Below are 20010 nucleotides of genomic sequence, written 5' to 3' on the forward strand. Positions count from 1 at the left end.
CGAGGGGCGGAGCGGCGGCGAGGGCTCCGCGGGGGCCGGGCCGGCGGGCGCGGCCTTGGGGCCGTCGCTCCCGCCGAGAAGGCGTCCCCGCCGGGTGCCCGGGGAAGGTCGACGCGTCACCACGGCGACACATCGCCACGGCGACGTGTCGACAGATCGACCGGCCGACCGGCGATGGGGGAGACTGGACCGGTGAGCACCGAGAACAGCCGCCCCGAGCCGCCCGCGTCGAGCACCTCCATCATCGTGTTGACGTTGGCCCGCCAGGTGGAGAGCGAACTCGGCGCCGCCCTGGCCCCGCTCGACCTGACGGTCGCCCGTCTCGGCCTGCTCGGTCACATCTCCGGGGTGCCCGGCATCTCCTTCAGTGAACTGGCGCGGATGTCGGGGATCACCGTGCAGAGCGCGCACACCGCCGTGAAGGCCCTGGTGGCCGCGGGTTGGGTGCGCGACCTGACCGCCCGCCCGGGGGCGGCCTCGACCATCGAGATCACCCCGGAGGGGAAGCGACTCCTGGAGCGGGCCGGACGGGAGATCGCCCGGATCGACGAGCGGCTGTTCGGCCCGGAGGCGGACCCGATCCGGCACCAGGTCGGCACGGCGATCCGCGCGGCCTTCTCCGGGATCACCCGGAGCTGAGACCCACCCCACCTTCAGCATGGCTGAAGCATGCCCTAAGCTTCAGCCTTGCTGAAGGTCACTCAGGCATTCGAGGAGCCGTCCATGGAAGATCTCCTTCTCTCGATCCACGTACTCGCCGGCATCGTGTTCGTCGGCGGCTCGGCCGTCGCCACCAGCCTCTTCCCCCGCTACGCGCCGATCGCCGTTCCCGCCGGGACGCCCATCGGACCGCTCGGGGCGGAGCCAGCCGACGAGCGGAACCGGAGCACGGCGCTCGTCCTGCACCGCATCACCCGGGTCTACGCGCTCATCGGCATCACGGTGCCCGTGGTGGGGATCGCCCTGGCCCTCGTCCAAGGACGAATGAGCGAAACGTGGGTCACCGTGGCGATGATCCTCACCGCCGCCGCCGGCGTCCTGCTGCCCTGGCAGATCCACCCCCGCCAGCGCGAGGCCCTGCGCGAACCCGGCGAGAAGGCCGCCCTGAGCCGGCTGTCCATGTACAGCGGCTTCTACAACCTGCTGTGGGCGGCGGTCGTCGTGCTCATGATCGTGCGCCCGGGTTCCGCGGACTGACGACGCGAGAACGTGGGCGGACGAGGGCCGGTGCGGTCCTCGGCTCGGGGCTCTCCGACGGTCACATCGCGGGGAGCACGCGGGGGACATCGTGGCGGTGCGGAACTCCAGGGGCGTTACCGGGGTCGTGGGTGAACGGCCCGAGGGGCGGGGCACCGCGTCGGCCTCCGACCGCCGTACGGTCGGGGCACGGGGACACGGCCGGGGTTCGGCGGACGGATGTACACCATCGAGCACCACGATGACGACCCCTGCGTGGACGCGTTCCGGCGTGCGGAGGTGACCGGGCCGGGGACCCACCTCGACCCGGCCACCGAGCATGGGATCGCTGCGCGATCCTCGGACCAGTGCGGACACCCTGGACCAATCCCATTGCCGACCGAGGAGAGGCGCTGTTAGCGTCGACGGAATGATTCCCATCACCGAGAACGAGATCCGCGACTCGTTCGTCAACTGTTCCAAGGGCGAGGCCAAGCGGCTGACGATCCCCAAGCTGGACGCCCGACCGTGGGAGAACCTGGACTTCTTCGGGTGGCGGGACCCGACCGCCCACGAACGCGCCTATCTGATCGCCGAGCGCGGCGACGGACTGGTGGGGGTGGCGCTCCGGCTGAGCGTGGCGGCCAACGGGACCCGGCGCAGTCTTTGTTCGGTGTGCGTGACCAGTCGCCAGGGTCCGGGAGTGGGGCTCATGGTGGCTCCGCGCGTGGGGAAGGCGGGGCGCGAGGGGAACACGATCGGTCTGCGCATGTGCTCGGACTTCGCGTGTTCGCTGTACGCTCGCGGGCTCAAGCAGCCGGAACCGGGCGGGCGATTCGAGGAGACGCTGACGGTCGAAGAGAAGGTCGATCGGATCGTGGAGAACCTGGGGACCTTCCTGGACCGGCTGACGAAGTAGTCGTGTCCGCAAGGCGAGAAGTGGGCGTGTCGATTGGTCGGCGCGTCCACTTTTTTAGCATTTGTCCTCAAATACAACGGAAGAATAAAAAGGGCTTATCGGACAGCCCGCGCACGGCGTGAACCGAGGGAACCCGATCGCGTGAAACCTCCCTCGACGACTTCGGAGAAAAGCTTCCCTTCTCGAACCCGTGTGCCCTAATCTGGCCAACGACAAATCAACAAGTGACCCCGCGACGCTTGCTAGCGCCCGGGGTCGTGGCCAGCAACTTCCCAGTTAACGATCGGATTGCCAGCGTGCGCCAGTCTAGTGCCGCGCTCCTCAGGGCTGTCTTCGCCCTGTTCGGAGCGTTGCTGTCCCCTTCCCGCGGCCGTCACACCCGCCGCCGTTCCACCCGGGTCCGCCGCTACGCCCAGAACCCCCGACCCGCGACCCGGCCCTCACCCCCGGCCGCCCCGCACCTGTCGGAATCACGCCTGCACCCGCCCCGCGAGGTCTTCCCGGCCGAGGAGCTGCCGCTCGTGCGGCCCTACTACACCGCCCACGAACAGGCCCGCGTCCAGGCCCGTGTCCAGGCCGAGGCGACCGCACGCCTGCACCGGTGGAGCGCACCCCGCACCCCCAAGGCCCACGCCCCCGAGGGGCGCCCGGCCGCACCCCACACCCCCGAGACGCGCCCGGCCGGACCGCTCGCCTCCGCGCCGCGTCCGCCCGAGCCGAGGCTCCCCGAGGGGGATCTGCTCGCGCCCACCCCGCCCCCGGTCACCTTCGAGGACCTGGCCGCACTCACCCGCGTGTGGATCGCCCAGCAGGAAAGCAAGGCGGCGGTGGTCGTATGAGGCCCACCCGGACCTGGACCCACCGCCTCTACCCCGGCGAGCTGCGCGAGCTGTCCCGGGTGCGCCGCGAGCTGACCGCCGACCTGACAGGGTTCGACCCCGGCGTGGCCGACACGCTGGTGCTGTGCGGCAGCGAACTGTTCGCCAACTGCGTCAGGTACACCGCCTCAGGCACCGACCACGACGGAGCGGTCATCCGTACCCTGTGGCTGGTCGGGGACCGCTCCCTCACCCTGGGGTTCACCGACGACGGCCTCGGCGGCACCGTGCCCCGCATCCCCACGACACGCACCCCCGACGAGTGGGAGCGGGCCGAAGGCCAACGCGGACTGCTGATGGTGCAGGAGTCGTCCACAGCCTGGGGATACTCACCCGTCTGCCCCTTCGGAGACCTGGGCACCCACACCTGGGCCACCTTCACCCTCACCACCCGGTCGTAGGCCTGCGGCCCGACCGCCTGGGAAGCGTACCTTCGGAGTCACACGAGAACGGGCCCGCCCTCTGAGAGGTGCGGGCCCGTCCGTAGCGGGTCACATCACGGGTTCAGCTCAACCACGGTCCTCTTCGACCCGACGACGACGCCCGAGGATCATGGCTCCGAGACCGGCCAAGGCGGTCAACAGACCCCCCACCGCCGGAATGGCGATCGAGGCCCCCGTCTGCGCGAGCACGGGGTGCTCGGGCTTCGGGTGCTCGGGCTTCGGGTGCTCCGGCTTCGGGTGCTCCGGCTTCGGGTGCTCCGGCTTCGGGTGCTCCGGCTTCGGGTGCTCGGGCTTGCAAGGCTTACCGGGCTTCCACGGTCCCTCTTCCCCGGGCTTGCAAGGCTTGCCCGGCTTCCCGGGCTTGCCAGGCTCCCCCGGCTTACCAGGCTTACCCGGCTCCCCGGGCTTACCCGGCTTGCCCGGCTTACCAGGCTCCCCGGGCTTACCAGGCTCCCCCGGCTTACCAGGCTTACCGGGCTCCCCGGGCTTACCAGGCTCCCCCGGCTTACCAGGCTTGCCCGGCTTCCCCGGTTCCCCGGGCTTACCGGGTTCCCCGGGCTTGCCGGGTTCCCCGGGCTTGCCGGGCTTGCCGGGCTTACCGGGTTCCCCGGGCTTACCAGGCTCCCCGGGCTCCCCGGGCTTACCCGGCTTGCCAGGCTCCCCCGGCTTACCCGGCTTGGGCTTCTCGGGCTTCGGCTTCTCGGGCTTCGGCTTCTCGGGCTTCGGCTTCTCGGGCTTGGGCTTCTCGGGCTTCGGGTGCTCCTCGGGCGGATACGGGTATACGGGCTTTCCCGACTTCAGCACCGTCTCCACACCGAGGTCCTGGCCGGCAAGCGGGTCCTGGCCGAGCAGGGCGTTGTCCACCGCCTGCTCGATGTCCAGCACCGCTCGGCCCGGTTCCGGGGCCGACGCGGCCACCGTCCCCTGGTGCTCCCGGCCGACCTCATCGGCGAACGCGGGGCTCATGCCCCACAGCAGGGGAGCGATGAACACGGCACCGGTGGACGCGGCGGCCACACGGAACAGATTGCGGGCACTGATGGCTTTGGAAGCCTTGGCAGCATGATTCGGGCAGTGATCCATGCTCGAATGGTCCGCAATTAATCACGCAGAGTCACTTCTCACTACTGTGTGAATTGGCAAAAGAATGGCAAAAATAATATACGCGGGAATGACTCTCACGAAGGATGTCTTCGAAAACGGCATGCCACCGGCGCGGAGAGGCGAATCCGCATAAGGGTGAGACTCTTTGTCGACTTCTCCATCAGCTCGGCTATACGGGTGCCGGTCGACACGCCGGAGAAAAGGACGGGCATCACCCGGCCCACGCCGAAAGCGATACCGGGATCAGGTGGCGTTCCACGCGTCCGATGTGGAACGCGGCCGACGACACCCGGCGCCACCCGGCCCCGATGATCGACGAGGCCCTGACGGAGACCGTGGAACGCCCCCGGCGGATCCGGACGACCCCCGGGGCCGGATCACCACCGCGACACGGAACACCTCGACCGCGCATCCGCGGTCGCATCCACGGATCGGGGCGTCCGCGTGCGGACACGACCGCGGGACGCGGCGGGATCGCCCCCCTTCCCGCGTGCACGACGGGGATTCCCGAGGGGTGCTCGACACCGGACCCGGAGGAAACACCGGCACCGATTCCGGAGCGAGCCCGGGGCCGACACCCCGACGTGACCCTCGCCTCATCGTCATTGACATCAACATTAGTTGAGCTTTTAGCCTCCTCGTATCACCCCCGGAAACGAGGAGGCCCTCGTGGCCACGAACTCCCCACCCCGCGCAGGTCGCCGAGAATGGATCGGCCTCGCCGTCCTGGCGTTGCCCACCCTGCTGCTCGCCATGGACATGACCGTCCTTCACCTGGCCATCCCCTCCCTGACCGCGGACCTGAGACCGACCACCTCCCAGATGCTGTGGATCCTGGACATCTACGGCTTCCTCATCGCCGGGTTCCTCCTCACCATGGGCACTCTGGGCGACCGCATCGGACGACGCAGACTCCTCCTCATCGGGGGTGCCGCCTTCGGGGCCACGTCCGTCCTGGCCGCGTTCTCCACCAGCGCGGAGATGCTGATCCTCGCCCGGGCGCTGCTCGGCATCGCCGGCGCGACGCTGATGCCGTCCACCCTCTCCCTCATCCGGACGATGTTCCACGATCCGGCACAGCGCACGGTGGCCGTCAGCGTCTGGATGACCTGCTTCGCCGTCGGGGGCGCCCTGGGTCCCCTCCTCGGCGGGCTCATGCTGGGCCGTTTCGAGTGGGGCTCGGTCTTCCTGCTCGGTGTTCCGGTGATGTCGCTGCTGCTGGTCCTGGGCCCCTTCCTGCTGCCCGAGCACAAGAACGCCGACGCCGGACGCCTGGACCTCATCAGTGCCGCCCTCTCGCTCACCGCGATCCTGTCGGTCGTCTACGGCCTCAAGGTGCTGGTCGAGGACGGGCCGGGCACCGCGCCGCTCGCCTTCCTGGCCCTCGGTCTGCTCACCGGCCTGGTCTTCGTGCGCCGCCAGCGCACCATCGCCCACCCGCTCGTCGACCTCACCCTGTTCCGCAACCGGACCTTCAGCACGGCCGCCGCATTGTTGACCGTGGGCGTGATGGTCATGGCGGGATCCCAGCTGTTCACGCTGCAATACCTCCAGCTCGTGGAGGGACTCTCACCCCTCCAGGCCGGACTGTGGTCCCTGCCCAACGCCGCGGGGCTGATGGTCGGGGCGATGAGCGCCCCCGCCCTGGCCGCCAGGACCCGCCCCGGAACGGTCATCGCGGGTGGACTGGCCCTGACCGCGGTGGCCCTGGCCTCCCTGACGCTCGTCGGCGCCACCGACGGCCTACTGATCCTGGTGGCCTCCTCCACCCTGATGGGGGTGGGCCTGGGGCCGATGGCGGCCCTGGGCACCGACCTCATCGTGGGCTCGGCACCGGTGGAGCGCTCGGGGACGGCCTCGGCCCTCTCCGAGACCGCGACCGAACTCGGCGCCGGCCTGGGCATCGCGATCCTGGGGAGCATCGGTTTCGGCGTCTACCGCAGCCGCGTCTCCGAGTCCGCGCCCGAGGGCGTGGACGTCCACACCGCCCGCGAGTCCCTGGGCGCCGCGGTGGACCTGGCCCGGGGCCTGGGAGATCCGCTCGGAACGGAACTGCTCACCGCCGCCAGGGAGGCCTTCGTGAGCGGGTTGCACGTCACCGCCACCGTGGCTGGTGTGGCCGCCCTGGTCATGGCGGTCCTGGCCGCCCTGCTGCTCAAGCGGACCCCGGAGGCGGAGAAGGGCGACGGGGCACCGGCCGACCGGAGCGCGGAACCGACCACGGACGGGTCCGTCCGGGAGACCGCGCCGACCGACACCTGAGTACGGACCCCGGCTCCGCTCCCCGGCACCGTAGGGGAGCGGGGCCGGGACCGGCTCCACCCACCCCACCGCACGCACGACCACACGAACGAGGGGTACCCCACATGCGGCAGCACCAGAGCGTACGGGTCGAGGTCGTCCTCGACGTCATCTGCGCGGCCTCCTACATCGCCTTCGTGCGCCTGCGCCGGGCGATGGACCGGGCTCGGGCCGGCGGCACCGAGGTGCACTCCGTCATCCGGCCCTTCCAACTCGCCCCCGGCGTCGACTTCCACGGCGAACCGCTCCTGGACTTCCTCACCCGCCGATTCGGGGAGCACGTCCGGCCCGAGTTGGATCAGGCCGCCGCGGACGCCCTCCGGGACGGGGTGGTCCTCGACTACGGGCGGGCGGTGGCGGCCGGCACCTTCGAGGCCCACCGCCTGATCGCCTCGGCCGACGCCCGAGGACGGGGAGAGGCCATGACCGAACGCCTGTTCCGCGCACACTTCACCGATGGGCTCGACATCTCCGATGAGGGGGTCCTACGGGAACTGGCCGCCGAAGTCGGGGTCCCCGCCAACGACGCCTCCGAGGAGGGGCTGCGCCTGGAGCTCGCCTGGGTCCGGGAGCGGGGTGTGCGAGCGGTGCCCGTGTTCACCTTCGGGGACGGCGCTCCGATGGTGGGGGTCCGGGACGAGTCCGTCTACGACGGGGCCCTGGCGGGGGAGGCGTCCCGCGTCGGCGGGCCGAGCGGCGCGTCAGGGGCCTGAACCGCGGTTCCGTCCGCCCCGCCTTCGTTCCCCCGGGACGGCCCCGGCCGGGCCGGGGCCGTCCCCTTGTCGAAAGGTCGACATGACGGTACGTCCATGTGTCGCCGAGCGGACGTGTCGACGGCTTGACCTTGTGGTTACCGCAGAGCCCACACTGGGCGCATGCTGTCGATCAAGGATTTCAGCGAGATGTGCCGCCTCTCGCCGCAGACGCTCCGCTTCTACCACGCCGAAGGGCTGTTGATCCCGGCCGAGGTCGATGAGCGGACCGGGTATCGGGGTTACACCTTCGACCAGATCGAGACGGCGATGTTCGTCATGGCGCTGCGGGGGACCGGCATGAGCGTCAAGCTCGTGCGGCGGGCGCTGGACGCACCCGACACCGCCGCCGAGCTGCTCCGGGAACACGTCGAGGAACTCCGGCTACGGCGGGAGGCCGAGGACGAGGCCATCACCACGGCCCGTGAACTCCTGAGCACCCGCCCCGAGGTGCGGCGGGTCCGGACCCCGGAACACCTCGTGGTGGCCGCGATCGCCCCCGACCTCTCGGAACGGGCCCCGGGGACGGACGAGGTCTGGGGCGCGACCATCGCCTCCATCACCGCGACCGCACGTGAACTGACCCACCTGGTCGAATCGCGCGGGGGTCGGGTGACCGGCCCCCCGTGGGCCTCCATGGCGACGGAGACCGAGGAACAGAGACGACGTCTCCACACCGAGGAGGGACCCCCGTGGCTGGTCCAGGTGCCCGTCGAGGCGAGCGCCGCAGCGCTCGCCGCCCTGGACGGGTCGGCGGAGACGAGGACCTCCGCGGCCGGTGAGGAACTGTCGGTCTTCCTCCCCGGCGCGCAGTCCATGGCCAAGTACGGCACCGCCCTGTCCCTGATGACCGCGCACTCCGTGGAGGACATGTTCATCGACGTCTCCACGATGCGCCTGGTCTTCCACGAGAACGGGATCGAGACCGCCGCCCGCCTGCGCCCTCTCGCCGAAGGCCCGGATCAGGAAGTCCCGGCCTGAGGTCCCACGCCCCTGGGGTCACCACGGGGAGCGCTCCGAGGCGCGCGGCCCCGCCTGGTCCGGTCGGTCAGGTCCGGGCGGGCGAGAGTCCGTGACACGTGGCCGCGCACGGCCGTCTCCGCCAGGAGGCGGTGCGCGGCGATGTCCGCGTCGGTCATCCCCCTCGGCCGGGACACCCCGGGATGTCCCGGTCCCGGGCACCCGGCCTCGCGGCATCCTCCCGAGCCCGCGCCGCCGCCCCGGAGAGTCCGGCGGACCCGCCCGCGTCCTCGCGGTCGTACGGCGCCGTCCCGGCGTCCCGTCAGCGCGTCCACATGACCGTATGACCGCATGTCGGCATGGCCCCATGTCCGCATGTCGACTCAGGGTCGGGCCACGCCCGTGCGGTAGGCCCACACGACCGTCTGCAACCGGTCCCGGGTGCCGATCTTGGCCATGGCCCGCCCCAGGTGGGACTTGACCGTGCTGGTCTCGATGAACAGCGACTCGGCGATCTCCGCGTTCGACATCCCCCTCGCCAGCAGGCGCACGATGTCGGCCTCGCGGGCGGTGAGCAGGTCCAGCGCGTCGGTGTCGGACCCGCTCGGCGGCCGACGACGGGCGAACTCGGTCATGACCCGGCGGGTCACCGACCGGTCCACCAGGCCCTGCCCCCGGGCCAGCCGACGCACCGCGTCGACCAGGTCGTCCGGGTCGGTGTCCTTGAGCACGAACCCGCCGGCTCCCGCCTCCAACGCCCCGAACACGTACTCGTCCAGGTCGAACGTGGTGATGACGAGGATCTCGGGGGGCTTCCCCACCGCCCGGTCGAGGATCTCCCGGGTGGCCGAGAGCCCGTCCCCGCCGGGCATCCGCACGTCCATGCAGACGACGTCCGGCTTCAGCCGGGCCGCCGCCTCCACCGCCGCGGGTCCGTCGGCGCACTCGCCGACCACCTCGATGTCGTCGGCCAGGCCCAGGATGACCCGGAACCCCGCCCGGACGATGGCCTGGTCGTCCACCAGCAGCACCCTGATCACCGTTCGTCCTCCCGGTCCACCCGCAGCTCCCACCGCACCAGCCACCCACCGTTCTCCGTGGGCCCGACGTCCAGTGTCGCGCCCACGACCTGTGCCCGTTCGCGCATGCCCAGCACGCCCAGCCCCCGATGCTCCCGTTCGGTCACCCGGGAGCCGCCCGCGCCGTTCTCGACCTCCAGCACGAAACGGTCCGTCCCGTACCGCAACGACAAGCGCACCCGGGCCCCGGCCGCGTGGTCGCGGGCGTTGGACAGCGACTCCTGCACCACCCGGTAGGCGGTGACGTCGGCGATCGGCGCCAACTCATAGGGGTCTCCCTCGCGCACGACGTCGATGTCGGCGCCCAGCTCCCGTTCGGCCGTCACGAGCCGATCGAGGGTCGCCAGTCCCGGCACCGGGGCGCCCCGGGCCCCCGGTTCGCCCCGGTGGCGCAACCCGCCGCTCTCCTCCTCCGGGTCGCGCAGGGCCCCGACCACCGCCCGCAGACCGGTGAGGGTCTCCTTGCCCTGCGATCGCACCCAGGCCATCGCCTGCCGGGCCGCGTCGTCGTCGCGCCCGACCAGGCGCTCGGCGGCCCCCGCCTGCACCACCATGCCGGACAGGTGGTGCGCGGCGATGTCGTGCAACTCCCGGGCCATCCGGGAACGCTCGGCGCGGATGGCCCCCTCCGCGCGTTCGCGCTGGGCACGGATCTCCTCGGCGGTACGCAGCCTCAACAGGGCGCCATAGCGACGCCGCGTCCCCACGTAGGCGCCGATCAGCGCGGGGAGCAGGTAGGTGGGGACCCCGGTGGCCAGCAGCGCCGACCGCGACACCAGCCCGCTCTCCACCGACAGCGGAAGATCCAACGGAGGGGCCAGGGCCCCCATGGCCAGGCCCCCGGCCACACCGTGCAGCAGGATGCCGGCCACGAGGGCCACCGTGAGCCGGAGCGGGGCCAGTCGGAGGCCGCAGGTGTAGGCGGCGATGAACACGGCGAGACCCTGGATTCCGACCTCGGGGGGCAGGAGGGCCACGATCAGCACCTGGAACGCCGTGGTCACCAGCAGGCATCCGACCGGGTACCGGCGGCGCACGCACAGCGCCAAGGACTGCGCGATCATCGCAAAGGTGAGGGCGATCCCCGAGCCCGGGGGGAGTCCCGTCCCCTCCAGCCACTCCAGTGACAGCAGCAACAGCCAGGTCAGTCCGGCCGAGACCACCCCCACCGTCACGCCCAGGGCGGTATCGCGGGCGAGTTCCCCGCGCAGTCCCACCCGGTTCAACGCCGTGTCGATCCGGGTCGTCACCGCGGCGAACGGGGAGCCCGGCACCATCCTCGCCGCGAGGTCGTCATCGTTCATCGCCGGGTCTCCCGTCCGTTCGGTCATGGACATGATCTCCGGGTTCAGTACGAGACGTCGAACGCGAGCAGCCCGAAGGTCACCGCGAACCACTGCACGCCGAGCAGGGCCACCAGGACCAGCGCGCCACCGAGGTACCGCTTCCAGCCGGCGCGGCGGCGGACGTCGTGGACCACGACCCAGGCGGCGGGGAGGATCGCGAGGACCCCGAGCAGTTGCAGCCCCTGGACCGCGCGCAGGACGGCTTCGGGCACGTCCCGCAACCCCATGAGGGCGGTGACCACCACGGCCCATCCGATGAGGGCCGCCAGGGCGCCGACCACACCGATCCGTGTGAGCACCCGGGCGGTGCGACCGGCCCGGTCACGGGCGGGTCGGGAGGCCAGGCGCCGTGTGATCGCGCCGATCGGCCAGGACAGCACCGCGAGGAGCAGGACCAGCACGCTGGACAACAGGACCGGCGGGGCCAGGGACGTCTCGGGGTCGGCGCGCAGCAGTGTGAACGCCGACGCGAACCCGATGGCCTCGACGCGGTCGCCGTCCGTCCGCATGGCGAGCAGGCGCTGTCCGCCGACCTCGCGCCACACCCACGGTTCGATCTCCTCGTAGACCGTGGGCGTCATGGTCTCCGGTCCGGGGGTGACCAGGATGGTGCCGTCGTCGCGGGCCTCCACCCGGGTCGGTCCCAGGACGTTGATCACCGAGAGGAAGGTGCTGTGCATGGTCCGGGAGGCCGTGTAGGTGCCCTCCGCCATCGCCGCGTGCTCCACGGCCGTGTCCGTCCCGGCCGTGGCGGGGCGCTCGCCCGGCAGGTAGCGGTCGGCGAACCCGTTGACGACCGCCTCGCGCAGGCGCAGGCTGTCGATCCCCTCACGACCGCCGCCGTTGAAGGACACGAAGATCCCGGTGCCGTGGTCGGGGTGGATGGACATGTGGGAGTGGAAGTAGAGGGTGTCGCCGCCGTGGCCGATGACGCGCTGCCCGTTGCGGTCCTCCTCGAAGAACCCCAGTGCCATCCGCTGTCCCTCGGCGAGGGCGCCCAGGGAATCGGCGTCCAAGGCCGGGGAGTGCATGAGGTCGAGGGTCTCGGGGGCCAGCGGTGCCGTCTCCGCGTCGACCTCGCCCAGGTGAGCGAGCATGAAACGGGCCATGTCCGGGGCGGACGTGGTCAGCGCGCCCGCCGGGGCGTCGTCGATGACCTCGAAGGATCCGGCCGGCGAGGTGTCGTTCATGTAGCCGTTCGCCAGGCGTTCGCCCAGGTCCTCGGGGAGGGGCTGGGCGAAGGTGGAGGAGTCCATGCCGAGCGGTTCGAGGACGGTCTCGTCCACGTACTCGTCGAACGGGGTTCCCGAGACCCGCTCGACGATGTACCCGGCGACGGAGTTGCCGTAGTTGGAGTAGGCGGGGACCGTGCCCGGCGGGTACACCTGCTCGGGCGGGTCCTCGACCAGGTAGGAGCGCAGGTCGGGGACGGCGTCCTCGGGCAGGAACATCCCCTCGATGCGCTCCTCGAAGCCGGGGGTGTGGGTCAGCAGGTGCCGTAGGGTGACGGGTTCGTCGAACTCGGTCTCCAGGGTGAAGTCGAGGTACTCGTTCACATCGGTGTCCAGGTCCAGGCGGTCCTCCTCCACCAGCCGCATCACGGCGGTCGCGGTGAAGAGCTTGGACACCGAGCCCACCCGGAACAGCGTGTCCTCGGCGTCGACCGGCACCGGACCGCCCCCGTCGGAGCCGGTGTCGGCGTACCCGTAGCCCCGGGCGGTGAGGAGTTCCCCGTCGGCGACGACGGAGACGACGGCGCCGGGGATGCCGGTGTCGGCGAGGGCCGCGGGGAGCAGGCCGTCGAGCCAGGCGTCGACGTCCCGCTGGGTGAGCTCGGCCGCGGTGGGCGTCGGGATCGGGGGCGCGGGGGTGCCCTGGGCCGCCGGTGCGGCGCAGCCGGTGGCGAGTACGGCGAGGACGCCCATCGAGGCGGCCAGGGTCACCGTGGTACGGCGCCGGTGCGGCGGTGCGGTGGTCTTCGCGGGGATCACGGTCCCCTCCTTCCGGTGGTGTGATCCCAGCGTCGCGAAACCGACCCCTCCGGCACATCGGGCGCGGATCGGCATTCGGCTTACGACCTTCGGTGGAGGCGGCCCCATCGTCGGGTGGATACGACGCCTTGTCGACTCATCGTCCCGTCGACACGGCGACCCACCCCCCGGTCCGCCCCGGGGTGGGATGGGCCGGGCCTCACCGGAGCAGGCCCCGGGCCAGGAGGCGATCGCGCCCCCGGCGATGCTCAGCGACGGGTCGGGGACCAGCGCCGCCTCGGTGACCTCGTACTCGACGCACTCCCCCCGGCACACGGGACGGGCCCCCGCCGGGGTGTTGGGGGAGGAGGAGTCGGAGTCCGGCCGGTCGGCGCCGGACGGGTGCCGGCCCGGGAGAAGAGCATGCGCGGCGCGTTGGAGATCATCGTCAGCGCGCCCACCGTGGACCGCCCCGAGGGCACGGAGCGGGTCTGGGTCACGGGGCCACCGCCGGCGGCGGTCCGGCGATGTCGTCGACGTCCGGCGCGGGCGGCCGCTGCGACAGGCGGCGCGCGTACGGCGCCACCGACTCCAGGTGGCGGTGCCGGGCCTCGGCGAAGAGGGTGTCGAGCGCGAGCGAGGACTTGCCGGACCCGGAGATCCCGGTGAACGCGACCCGGGCGTCGCGGGACGGGGGCACGTCCGCGGCGCGCAGGTCGTACACCCGCGCGCCGCGGACCCGGATGTGGGCGTCGGTGTTCTCCATGGTCATGCCCCTACCCTGCCGGACACCACGAAGAGACCGCCGCCGGTCACGGAGGACCCCGGAGGGTCAGCCGGTGTAGTTGGGGTCCTCCTCGATGGGGGAGGCGGGGCCGGCCCAGATCGGCGATCCGTCCGGGTTGAGGCCGGAGGTGTCCCACTCGCTCGGGTCGTCGGCCTCCTGCCTCGGGTCATCGGGGTCCTGGCCGGGAGAGGGGACCACGGGGTCCGCGGGGTCCTGACCGGGAGAGGGGGTAGCGGTCGGGGCCGCGGAGACGTCTTCGGAGGGCATCTCGTCCTCGGCGAACGCCGGGGTGGCCCCGAAGAACATCGCGGCCATCGCCGCGGTGATGAGGAGCGTGGACTTCACGCGCATGATCGACCTTTCGTCGTGTGTTCTGAGGCTCTGTGCGGATGGGCGGCGCGTGCGCCGCGCCGGGTGTGTCACCCGGTGATCTCGACCGGGGTTCCGAGCGGAAGTCGCTCGGCCATCCAGGTGATGTCCTCGTTGGACACCCGGATGCAGCCGTGGCTGACCTCGCCGCCCAGCCCCGACTCGTCGTCGGTGCCGTGCACCGCGAGTTGGCCGGGGCCGCCCGCGAAGGTCTCCAACGTCTCGGAGTGACCGCTGAGGCCGAAGGCGTAGACGCCGTAGGCGCCGTCGGGGTCCGAGGGCTGGAGCAGTTCGGTGAAGTAGTACTCACCGGGCGGCGTCGGGGTCTCGCTCGTGCCGATACCGATCGGCCCGGTGCGGACCTCCTCCTCTCCTTCGAGGACGGCGAAGGAGAACTCCGCCATGTCGATCTCCACGCGGTACGCGGTGACGGTGAGTTCGACGTCGTCGGCCTCGATCCAGCCGGTGCCGCCGTTGGGCCGCACCGGCAGGAGCACCTCCAGCCAGTCGCCCTGGACCTGCTGGACGAGGAACGTGCGGTCAGCGCCGAGATCGTTCGGGCTGGCCAGGGTGTGCAGCACCGTGTCCCCGCCCGGTTCGGCGAGGACGTCGATCCCGTCCCCGAGGACCGTGGCGATCCGCGCGCCCTTGGTCGCGGTCTCCCCGGTTCCTGTCGTTCCGGGGTCGGCGCCCCCCTCCTCGGAGGGGGACGAACAGGCTGCGACCGCGGTCAAGGCCACCACGGTGACCAGGGCGGGGAGGGCCCCGAGGGTTCGTCGGGGCATCAGGGATCGGCGCATGGGAGTCCATCCGGTCGAGAGGGTCCGGCGGGTCTCTCCACGCCGGACGCCATGAAGAGTGTCCGAAGAATGTGAAGAACCCGTGTGGCCGTCGTGTGCGTTCCGTGTGGTGACCTGCGGGGACCTCGACGCCGTTCGTCCCCGGGTCGCACTCCGGCCGTACGATCGTCGGTGTCGAGGCCCTGGAAGCCCGGGAACGGAGGTCCGTCCGCGTGTGCGCGCATGTCCTGGTGGCCGAGGACGACATGAACCAGGCCGAGCTGATCCGGCGCTATCTGGAACACGAGGGGCACACGGTCCGCGTCGTCCACAACGGACGCGCCGTGGTGGAGGAGCACCACCGCGACCGCCCCGACCTGATCGTGATGGACGTGATGATGCCGGTCATGAGCGGGTTGGAGGCGTGCCGCGTGCTGCGCGCCGAATCCGACGTGGCGGTGCTGCTGCTCACCGCCCGCTCCACCGAGGAGGACCTGCTGACCGGCCTGGACCTGGGCGCGGACGACTACGTCACCAAGCCCTACAGTCCGCGCGAGCTGATGGCGCGGGTGCGCACGCTGCTGCGCCGTTCGCGCGCGTCCGTCGGACCCGAGGAGCAGGTGCTGAGCGCGGGCCCGATCTCGGTCGACCCGGCGCGGCACACGGTCCTGGTCGACGGAGCGCGGGTGGAGTGCACCCCCGTGGAGTTCCAACTGCTCCGGGCACTGGCGACCAGGCCGGGCCGCGTGTTGAGCCGGACCCAGTTGCTGGAGCGCATCCACGGCATCAGCGGGTACATCACCGAGCGCACCATCGATGTCCATGTGAAGAACCTGCGCAGGAAGATCGAACCCGATCCGCGCCGACCGGCCCACCTGGTCACCGTCTACGGGGTCGGATACAAGCTCGTCGGGTCGGGCCGTGCCGGCTGAACGCGGGCCCGGGGAACGGCTCGACCGCGCGCGCGGGGGCTCGCTGCGGCACGGTCTGCTGTTCCGGCTGCTGTCCGGGTCGATCCTGGTGGCGGTCTGTTCGATCACCGCGACGGCCTGGCTGGCGGTGCAGCGGACGTCGGAGTCGATCACCGTCCAGCAGGGGGAGACCCTGGCGGTGGACACCCACATCCACGACACCCTGCTCGGCTACGCCGCGACCCACCGGGGGTACTCGGGGGTGGGTGAGACCGTCCGCGACCTCGCGGAGGAGACGGGGCGCCGGATCGTCCTGACCACCGAGGGCCGGGCGGTGATCGCCGACTCCGCCGAGGGCTCCCCACCGTTGCCGAGCCGGATCTCGTCCGTGGTCGACCCGTTGGCGGTGGACGTGACCCTCGCCGCGGAGGACGGGGACCGCATCGACCCTCGTGCGGTGGGCCCGTTCGCCCTGACCGACCACGAGCGCATGGTGCTGCGCGCGAAGGCGGAGGAGGGGGTCGCGTGCCTGGACACGATGTACATGATCCAGGCGGAGGTGGTGACCGCGCCGACCGGCCGGCCGGCCGTGGACACGCCCCGGGGGGAGATCGGAGAGTCGGCCTGGATCGACTGCGGTCTCGACGCGCTGGACGTTCCCTCCGGCTCCGAGGAGGATGCGCTGAAGGAGCTGAACGCGAGCGTCACCGACTGCGGCGACCCCTCCGGGACGAGCCGCTTCGAGTACGCGATCGACGGGGCCGCCGGCGCACTCGTGATCAGGCCCGCCTTCGGGGGGGATCCCGCCTCACCGGCCGGGGACGAGGCCAGGGCGCCCGCGGACCCCGCCGATCCCGACGCGCCGGCCGAACCGACTCCGGGTGACGGGCGGGGAGCGGGTACGGACGCCGAGCCCGGTGGGGACGAACCGTCCCCACCGGAGGAGTGGGAGGGCTGGAACGCACCGTCCGAACCCACCGCCGGCGCTCCTTCCGAGGAGGTACCGGAGGCGTTCGTGCCGGACATCCACGAGGACGTCTTCCCCAGCGAGGCCCCCCGATCCGGCCTCGACCCCTCCGGCGCCTTCAGCGTGCGGATCCCCCCCGAGACCGCCGCCTGCTTCGACACCGCCCGACGCGAACAGCTCGACCCCCATGTGGCGCCCGCCGCGCTGTTGTTCATCGACGACCTGTCCGAGGGTCCGGAGTCGGGGCTGTCGTTGTCGCGCGAGGGCGTGCTGCGCGTCGGCGGCATGGCGCTGCTGGTCCTGGTCCTGACCGTCGTGGTGAGCGCGACCCTGGCGACCCGGCTGCTGCGTCCCGTCCACGCGCTCACCACGGCGGTGCGCCGGATGCGCGCGGGCGAGGAACCGACCCGCGTCGAGGTCCGCGACTCCGGTGAGATCGGCCGGCTCGCGGAGGCGTTCAACGAGATGACCGAGCACCTGGAGCGGGCCGAGGAACAGCGCAGGGCGATGGTCAGCGACGTCTCGCACGAGTTGCGGACACCGTTGAGCAACCTGCGCGGCTGGTTGGAGGCCGTGCAGGACGGGGTGGTGGACCCCGAACCCGAGCACCTGGAGATGCTGGTGGGGGAGACCCTGCTGCTCCAGGCCGTCATCGACGACCTCCAGGATCTGGCCCTGGCCGACGCGGGGCGGCTGCGGCTGTCCCCGGAGCCGGTGGCGATCGGTCCGCTCATCGATCAGGTCGTCACGGGCCACGGGCTGCGCGCGGAGGAGGCCGGGGTGCGCCTGGTCGACGAGAGCGAGGACATGACCCTGGTCGCCGACCGGACCCGGCTGCTCCAGGCACTGGGGAACCTCGTCGGCAACGCGGTGCGGCACACCCCGGAGTCCGGCACCGTCACGATCCGGACCCGCCGCTCGGACGGGGAGGCCGTCATCGAGGTGACCGACACCGGTGTGGGCATCGCCGAGGCGGATCTGCCGTACGTCTTCGAACGGTTCTGGCGGGCCGACAAGTCCCGCAACCGGCGTACCGGCGGCAGCGGGCTGGGCCTGGCCATCGTGCGCGGGTTGGTGGAGCTGCACGGCGGCCGGGTGTCGGTGCGCAGCACCGTGGGCAAGGGCACGACCTTCACGATCCGGCTGCCTTCGGCCGGTCCCCCGGAGCGGGGACCGGCCGGGGAGCGCTAGATCAGGCCGCGCCGGTTCAGCAGCGGCTCCAGGCGCGGTTCGCGGCCCAGGAACTCCCGGGTGGCGGCCATCGGGTCGACGCTGCCGCCGACCGACAGCACCAGTCGGCGGAACCGGTCGCCGTTCTCCCGGGTGAGGCCGCCGTTCTCGGTGAACCACTCCACGCTGTCGGCGTCGAGCACCTCGCTCCAGACGTACGAGTAGTAGCCGGCGTGGTAGTCGCCGGCGAAGCAGTGCTGGAAGTAGGCGGTCCGGTAGCGGGGGCGCACCTGGCGCAGGTCCAGGCCCCACCTCTTCAGTGCCTCCGTCTCGAAGGTGGCCGGGTCCACCTCCTCGCCGGGGGCGATCCGGTGCCAGGACCAGTCGAGGAGCGCGGCCGCCAGGTACTCGACCGTCGCGAAACCCTGGTCATAGCGTTCGGCCGCGACCATCTTCTCGATGAGCTCGGTGGGCACCGGCTCACCGGTCTCGTGATGGCGGGCGTAGTTCGCCAGGACCTCCGGATCGTTCGCCCACATCTCGTTGACCTGGGAGGGGAACTCCACGAAGTCGCGCGGCACCTCGGTGCCCTCCAGACGGGGGAAGCGCACCGACGAGAGCAGACCGTGCAGCGCGTGCCCGAACTCGTGGAAGGCCGCGTTGAGCTCGTCCGGGGTGAGCAGGGTCGGCCCGGAGACCGGCTTGGTGATGTTGAGGTTGTTGACGACCACCGGTCTCTGCCCCAACAGCTCGGACTGCTCGACCAGGTTGTGCATCCACGCACCGCCGCCCTTGGTGGGCCGGGCGTAGGGGTCGAGCAGGAACAGGCCGAGCCCCGAGCCGTCGGCGTCGAACACCTCCCACACGCGGACGTCGGGGTGGTAACCCCGCAGGTCGGTCCGCTCGGTGAAGGTGATGCCGTACAGCCCGGTGGCGGCGTGGAAGACCCCGTCCACGAAGACCCGCTCCAGCTCGAAGTAGGGGCGCAGGGCCGCCTCGTCGACGTGGTAGCGGCTCTGCCGGACCTTCTCCGCGTAGAACGCCCAGTCCCACGCCTGGATGGGGTGTCCGGCCAGCTCCTCCAGTTCCCCGGCCAACCGGTGGAGGTTGCGGACGGCCGGTTCGACCATCGCGCCGAGTCGTTCCTCGACCGCCTCGACGGTCTTGGCGGTCTGGTCCGCGACCTTGTAGGCGGCGTGGTCGGGGTATCCGAGGAGGGCGGCGCGTTCGGCCCGCAGCGCGGCCATGCGGGCGGCGATCTCGACGTTCCCGGGGGCGCGTTCGACACTGAGGGTGTGGAGCCGCTCGCGCACGGACCGGTCGGTGAGCCGGGCCAGTGCGGGCTGGACGCTGACGTTGAGCAGGGGCAGGACGTACTTCCCGTCCTGCTCGGCCATGGCGATCCGGTCCTCGTCCAGGCCGTCGAGTTCCGCGGCGTCGTCGACGACGAGCGCGGACTCGGTGAGGGACTCGACCACGTTCTGGCCGAACTCCGTGGACAGACGGGCCAGTTCCCCGTTGAGCTCGCGCAGTCGGGTCTGGTCGGCCTCGTCGAGGAGGGCGCCGGCCTTGACGAAGTCGGTGCGGTACCGCTCCAGGAGGGCGGCCTCCTCCGGCCCGTCGGCCATGACCTTCTCGATCCGCTTCCACAGGTCGCGGTCGAGGGTGATGGCGTCGGCGTGCGCGGCCAGTCGGGGGGACATCTCCTTCTCGATCTCCTTGACGCCGTCGGTGGCGTCGGAGGAGCTGAAGGTGAAGAAGACGTTCGAGACCCGGCGCAGGACGGCCCCGGAGCGCTCCAGGGCGGTGAGGGTGTTCTCGAAGGTCACGGGGGCGGGGTCGTTCTTGATCGCGTCGATCTCGGCGATCTGCTCGGCCATGCCCCGTTCGAAGGCGGGGAGGAAGTGCTCCTCGCGGATGTTCTCGAAATCGGGGAGCCCGTAGGGCAACGCGCTGGGAGCGAAGAACGGGTTGTCGGTCAAGGGTCGGGCTCCTCGTGTGCTGGGTGACGGCTCTCCGTGCCGTTCTACCGCGCCGGGGTCGTCCCGTCACCCCACTTTCGTCGAGGGCGAATCCCGGACCGCGCTCCACCTTCGGAG

18 protein-coding genes are annotated in these 20010 nt (G+C 71.5%); 10 read left to right on the forward strand and 8 right to left on the reverse strand.

Annotated features, from left to right (window positions below):
* The first annotated feature begins 192 nt into the window (after positions 1-192).
* From PWG71_RS18540 to PWG71_RS18560, 5 genes are all read left to right on the forward strand, one after another.
* On the forward strand, positions 193-639 hold the full coding sequence (locus PWG71_RS18540) for a MarR family winged helix-turn-helix transcriptional regulator (RefSeq protein WP_274811091.1): 447 nt from the start codon (positions 193-195) through the stop codon (positions 637-639).
* 84 nt (positions 640-723) lie between these two features.
* Positions 724-1197, forward strand: coding sequence for a hypothetical protein (locus tag PWG71_RS18545; RefSeq protein WP_274811092.1), 474 nt, complete (start codon positions 724-726; stop codon positions 1195-1197).
* 409 nt (positions 1198-1606) lie between these two features.
* Positions 1607-2095 carry an FBP domain-containing protein gene (locus tag PWG71_RS18550; protein ID WP_274811093.1) on the forward strand — a complete coding sequence of 163 codons (489 nt, stop codon included), beginning with the start codon at positions 1607-1609 and terminating at the stop codon, positions 2093-2095.
* A 296-nt stretch (positions 2096-2391) separates the two neighbouring features.
* Positions 2392-2934, forward strand: a complete 543-nt coding sequence (locus PWG71_RS18555) for a hypothetical protein (protein WP_274811094.1) — start codon at positions 2392-2394, stop codon at positions 2932-2934.
* A complete protein-coding gene (locus PWG71_RS18560) occupies positions 2931-3374 on the forward strand; it encodes an ATP-binding protein (RefSeq protein ID WP_274811095.1) in 444 nt (147 codons plus the stop codon). Before PWG71_RS18555 ends, PWG71_RS18560 begins: the two co-directional genes overlap by 4 nt.
* Before the next feature lie 108 nt (positions 3375-3482).
* Here the strand turns inward: PWG71_RS18560 and PWG71_RS18565 are convergent, their stop codons facing one another.
* On the reverse strand, positions 3483-4499 hold the full coding sequence (locus PWG71_RS18565) for an LPXTG cell wall anchor domain-containing protein (RefSeq protein WP_274811096.1): 1017 nt from the start codon (positions 4497-4499) through the stop codon (positions 3483-3485).
* 690 nt (positions 4500-5189) lie between these two features.
* Between PWG71_RS18565 and PWG71_RS18570 the strand changes: the two genes are divergently transcribed.
* The 3 genes from PWG71_RS18570 (at position 5190) to PWG71_RS18580 (ending at position 8554) form a co-directional block, all read left to right on the forward strand.
* A complete protein-coding gene (locus PWG71_RS18570) occupies positions 5190-6782 on the forward strand; it encodes an MFS transporter (RefSeq protein ID WP_274811097.1) in 1593 nt (530 codons plus the stop codon).
* Between the two features lie 104 nt (positions 6783-6886).
* Positions 6887-7534, forward strand: coding sequence for a DsbA family protein (locus PWG71_RS18575; protein WP_274811098.1), 648 nt, complete (start codon positions 6887-6889; stop codon positions 7532-7534).
* A 162-nt stretch (positions 7535-7696) separates the two neighbouring features.
* The gene (locus PWG71_RS18580) at positions 7697-8554 is read left to right on the forward strand and encodes a MerR family transcriptional regulator (RefSeq protein ID WP_274811099.1); all 858 of its coding nucleotides are present in this window, start codon (positions 7697-7699) and stop codon (positions 8552-8554) included.
* A gap of 362 nt (positions 8555-8916) precedes the next feature.
* On the opposite strand, the gene PWG71_RS18585 is transcribed toward PWG71_RS18580, so the two are convergent.
* From PWG71_RS18585 to PWG71_RS18610, 6 genes are all read right to left on the reverse strand, one after another.
* Entirely contained in the window at positions 8917-9573 is a 657-nt protein-coding gene (locus tag PWG71_RS18585; protein WP_274811100.1) for a response regulator, read from the reverse strand.
* The gene (locus tag PWG71_RS18590; protein WP_274811101.1) at positions 9570-10916 is read right to left on the reverse strand and encodes a sensor histidine kinase; all 1347 of its coding nucleotides are present in this window, start codon (positions 10914-10916) and stop codon (positions 9570-9572) included. The genes PWG71_RS18585 and PWG71_RS18590 overlap by 4 nt, the downstream gene beginning before the upstream one ends.
* Positions 10917-10960: 44 nt before the next feature.
* Positions 10961-12949, reverse strand: a complete 1989-nt coding sequence (locus PWG71_RS18595) for a serine hydrolase domain-containing protein (RefSeq protein WP_342455990.1) — start codon at positions 12947-12949, stop codon at positions 10961-10963.
* Positions 12950-13424: 475 nt separating this feature from the next.
* Complete coding sequence (locus PWG71_RS18600) at positions 13425-13700, reverse strand: hypothetical protein (protein WP_274811102.1); 276 nt, start codon at positions 13698-13700, stop codon at positions 13425-13427.
* A gap of 60 nt (positions 13701-13760) precedes the next feature.
* Complete coding sequence (locus PWG71_RS18605) at positions 13761-14066, reverse strand: hypothetical protein (protein WP_274811103.1); 306 nt, start codon at positions 14064-14066, stop codon at positions 13761-13763.
* A gap of 68 nt (positions 14067-14134) precedes the next feature.
* A complete protein-coding gene (locus PWG71_RS18610) occupies positions 14135-14869 on the reverse strand; it encodes a L,D-transpeptidase (protein ID WP_274811104.1) in 735 nt (244 codons plus the stop codon).
* A gap of 227 nt (positions 14870-15096) precedes the next feature.
* Between PWG71_RS18610 and PWG71_RS18615 the strand changes: the two genes are divergently transcribed.
* Both PWG71_RS18615 and PWG71_RS18620 read left to right on the forward strand, forming a co-directional pair.
* Complete coding sequence (locus PWG71_RS18615; protein WP_274811105.1) at positions 15097-15795, forward strand: response regulator transcription factor; 699 nt, start codon at positions 15097-15099, stop codon at positions 15793-15795.
* Positions 15785-17932 carry a sensor histidine kinase gene (locus PWG71_RS18620; RefSeq protein ID WP_274811107.1) on the forward strand — a complete coding sequence of 716 codons (2148 nt, stop codon included), beginning with the start codon at positions 15785-15787 and terminating at the stop codon, positions 17930-17932. Before PWG71_RS18615 ends, PWG71_RS18620 begins: the two co-directional genes overlap by 11 nt.
* Here PWG71_RS18620 and PWG71_RS18625 read toward each other — a convergent pair.
* Positions 17929-19893 (reverse strand): M3 family metallopeptidase, encoded by a 1965-nt coding sequence (locus tag PWG71_RS18625; protein ID WP_274811109.1) that lies wholly within the window; start codon positions 19891-19893, stop codon positions 17929-17931. The two genes, PWG71_RS18620 and PWG71_RS18625, sit on opposite strands and share 4 nt — an antisense overlap.
* Positions 19894-20010 lie beyond the last annotated feature (117 nt).

Source organism: Nocardiopsis sp. N85, assembly GCF_028882275.1.
Lineage (GTDB): Bacteria > Actinomycetota > Actinomycetes > Streptosporangiales > Streptosporangiaceae > Nocardiopsis > Nocardiopsis lambiniae.

What these genes read in the sequence shown, in the direction of transcription:
- PWG71_RS18545 (WP_274811092.1), top strand. Translation starts at nt 724, where the DNA reads ATGGAAGATCTCCTTCTCTCGATCCACGTACTCGCCGGCATCGTGTTC.
- PWG71_RS18550 (WP_274811093.1), top strand. Translation starts at nt 1,607, where the DNA reads ATGATTCCCATCACCGAGAACGAGATCCGCGACTCGTTCGTCAACTGT.
- PWG71_RS18560 (WP_274811095.1), top strand. Translation starts at nt 2,931, where the DNA reads ATGAGGCCCACCCGGACCTGGACCCACCGCCTCTACCCCGGCGAGCTG.
- PWG71_RS18565 (WP_274811096.1), bottom strand. Translation starts at nt 4,499, where the DNA reads ATGGATCACTGCCCGAATCATGCTGCCAAGGCTTCCAAAGCCATCAGT.
- PWG71_RS18575 (WP_274811098.1), top strand. Translation starts at nt 6,887, where the DNA reads ATGCGGCAGCACCAGAGCGTACGGGTCGAGGTCGTCCTCGACGTCATC.
- PWG71_RS18580 (WP_274811099.1), top strand. Translation starts at nt 7,697, where the DNA reads ATGCTGTCGATCAAGGATTTCAGCGAGATGTGCCGCCTCTCGCCGCAG.
- PWG71_RS18590 (WP_274811101.1), bottom strand. Translation starts at nt 10,916, where the DNA reads ATGAACGATGACGACCTCGCGGCGAGGATGGTGCCGGGCTCCCCGTTC.
- PWG71_RS18600 (WP_274811102.1), bottom strand. Translation starts at nt 13,700, where the DNA reads ATGACCATGGAGAACACCGACGCCCACATCCGGGTCCGCGGCGCGCGG.
- PWG71_RS18605 (WP_274811103.1), bottom strand. Translation starts at nt 14,066, where the DNA reads ATGCGCGTGAAGTCCACGCTCCTCATCACCGCGGCGATGGCCGCGATG.
- PWG71_RS18610 (WP_274811104.1), bottom strand. Translation starts at nt 14,869, where the DNA reads ATGCCCCGACGAACCCTCGGGGCCCTCCCCGCCCTGGTCACCGTGGTG.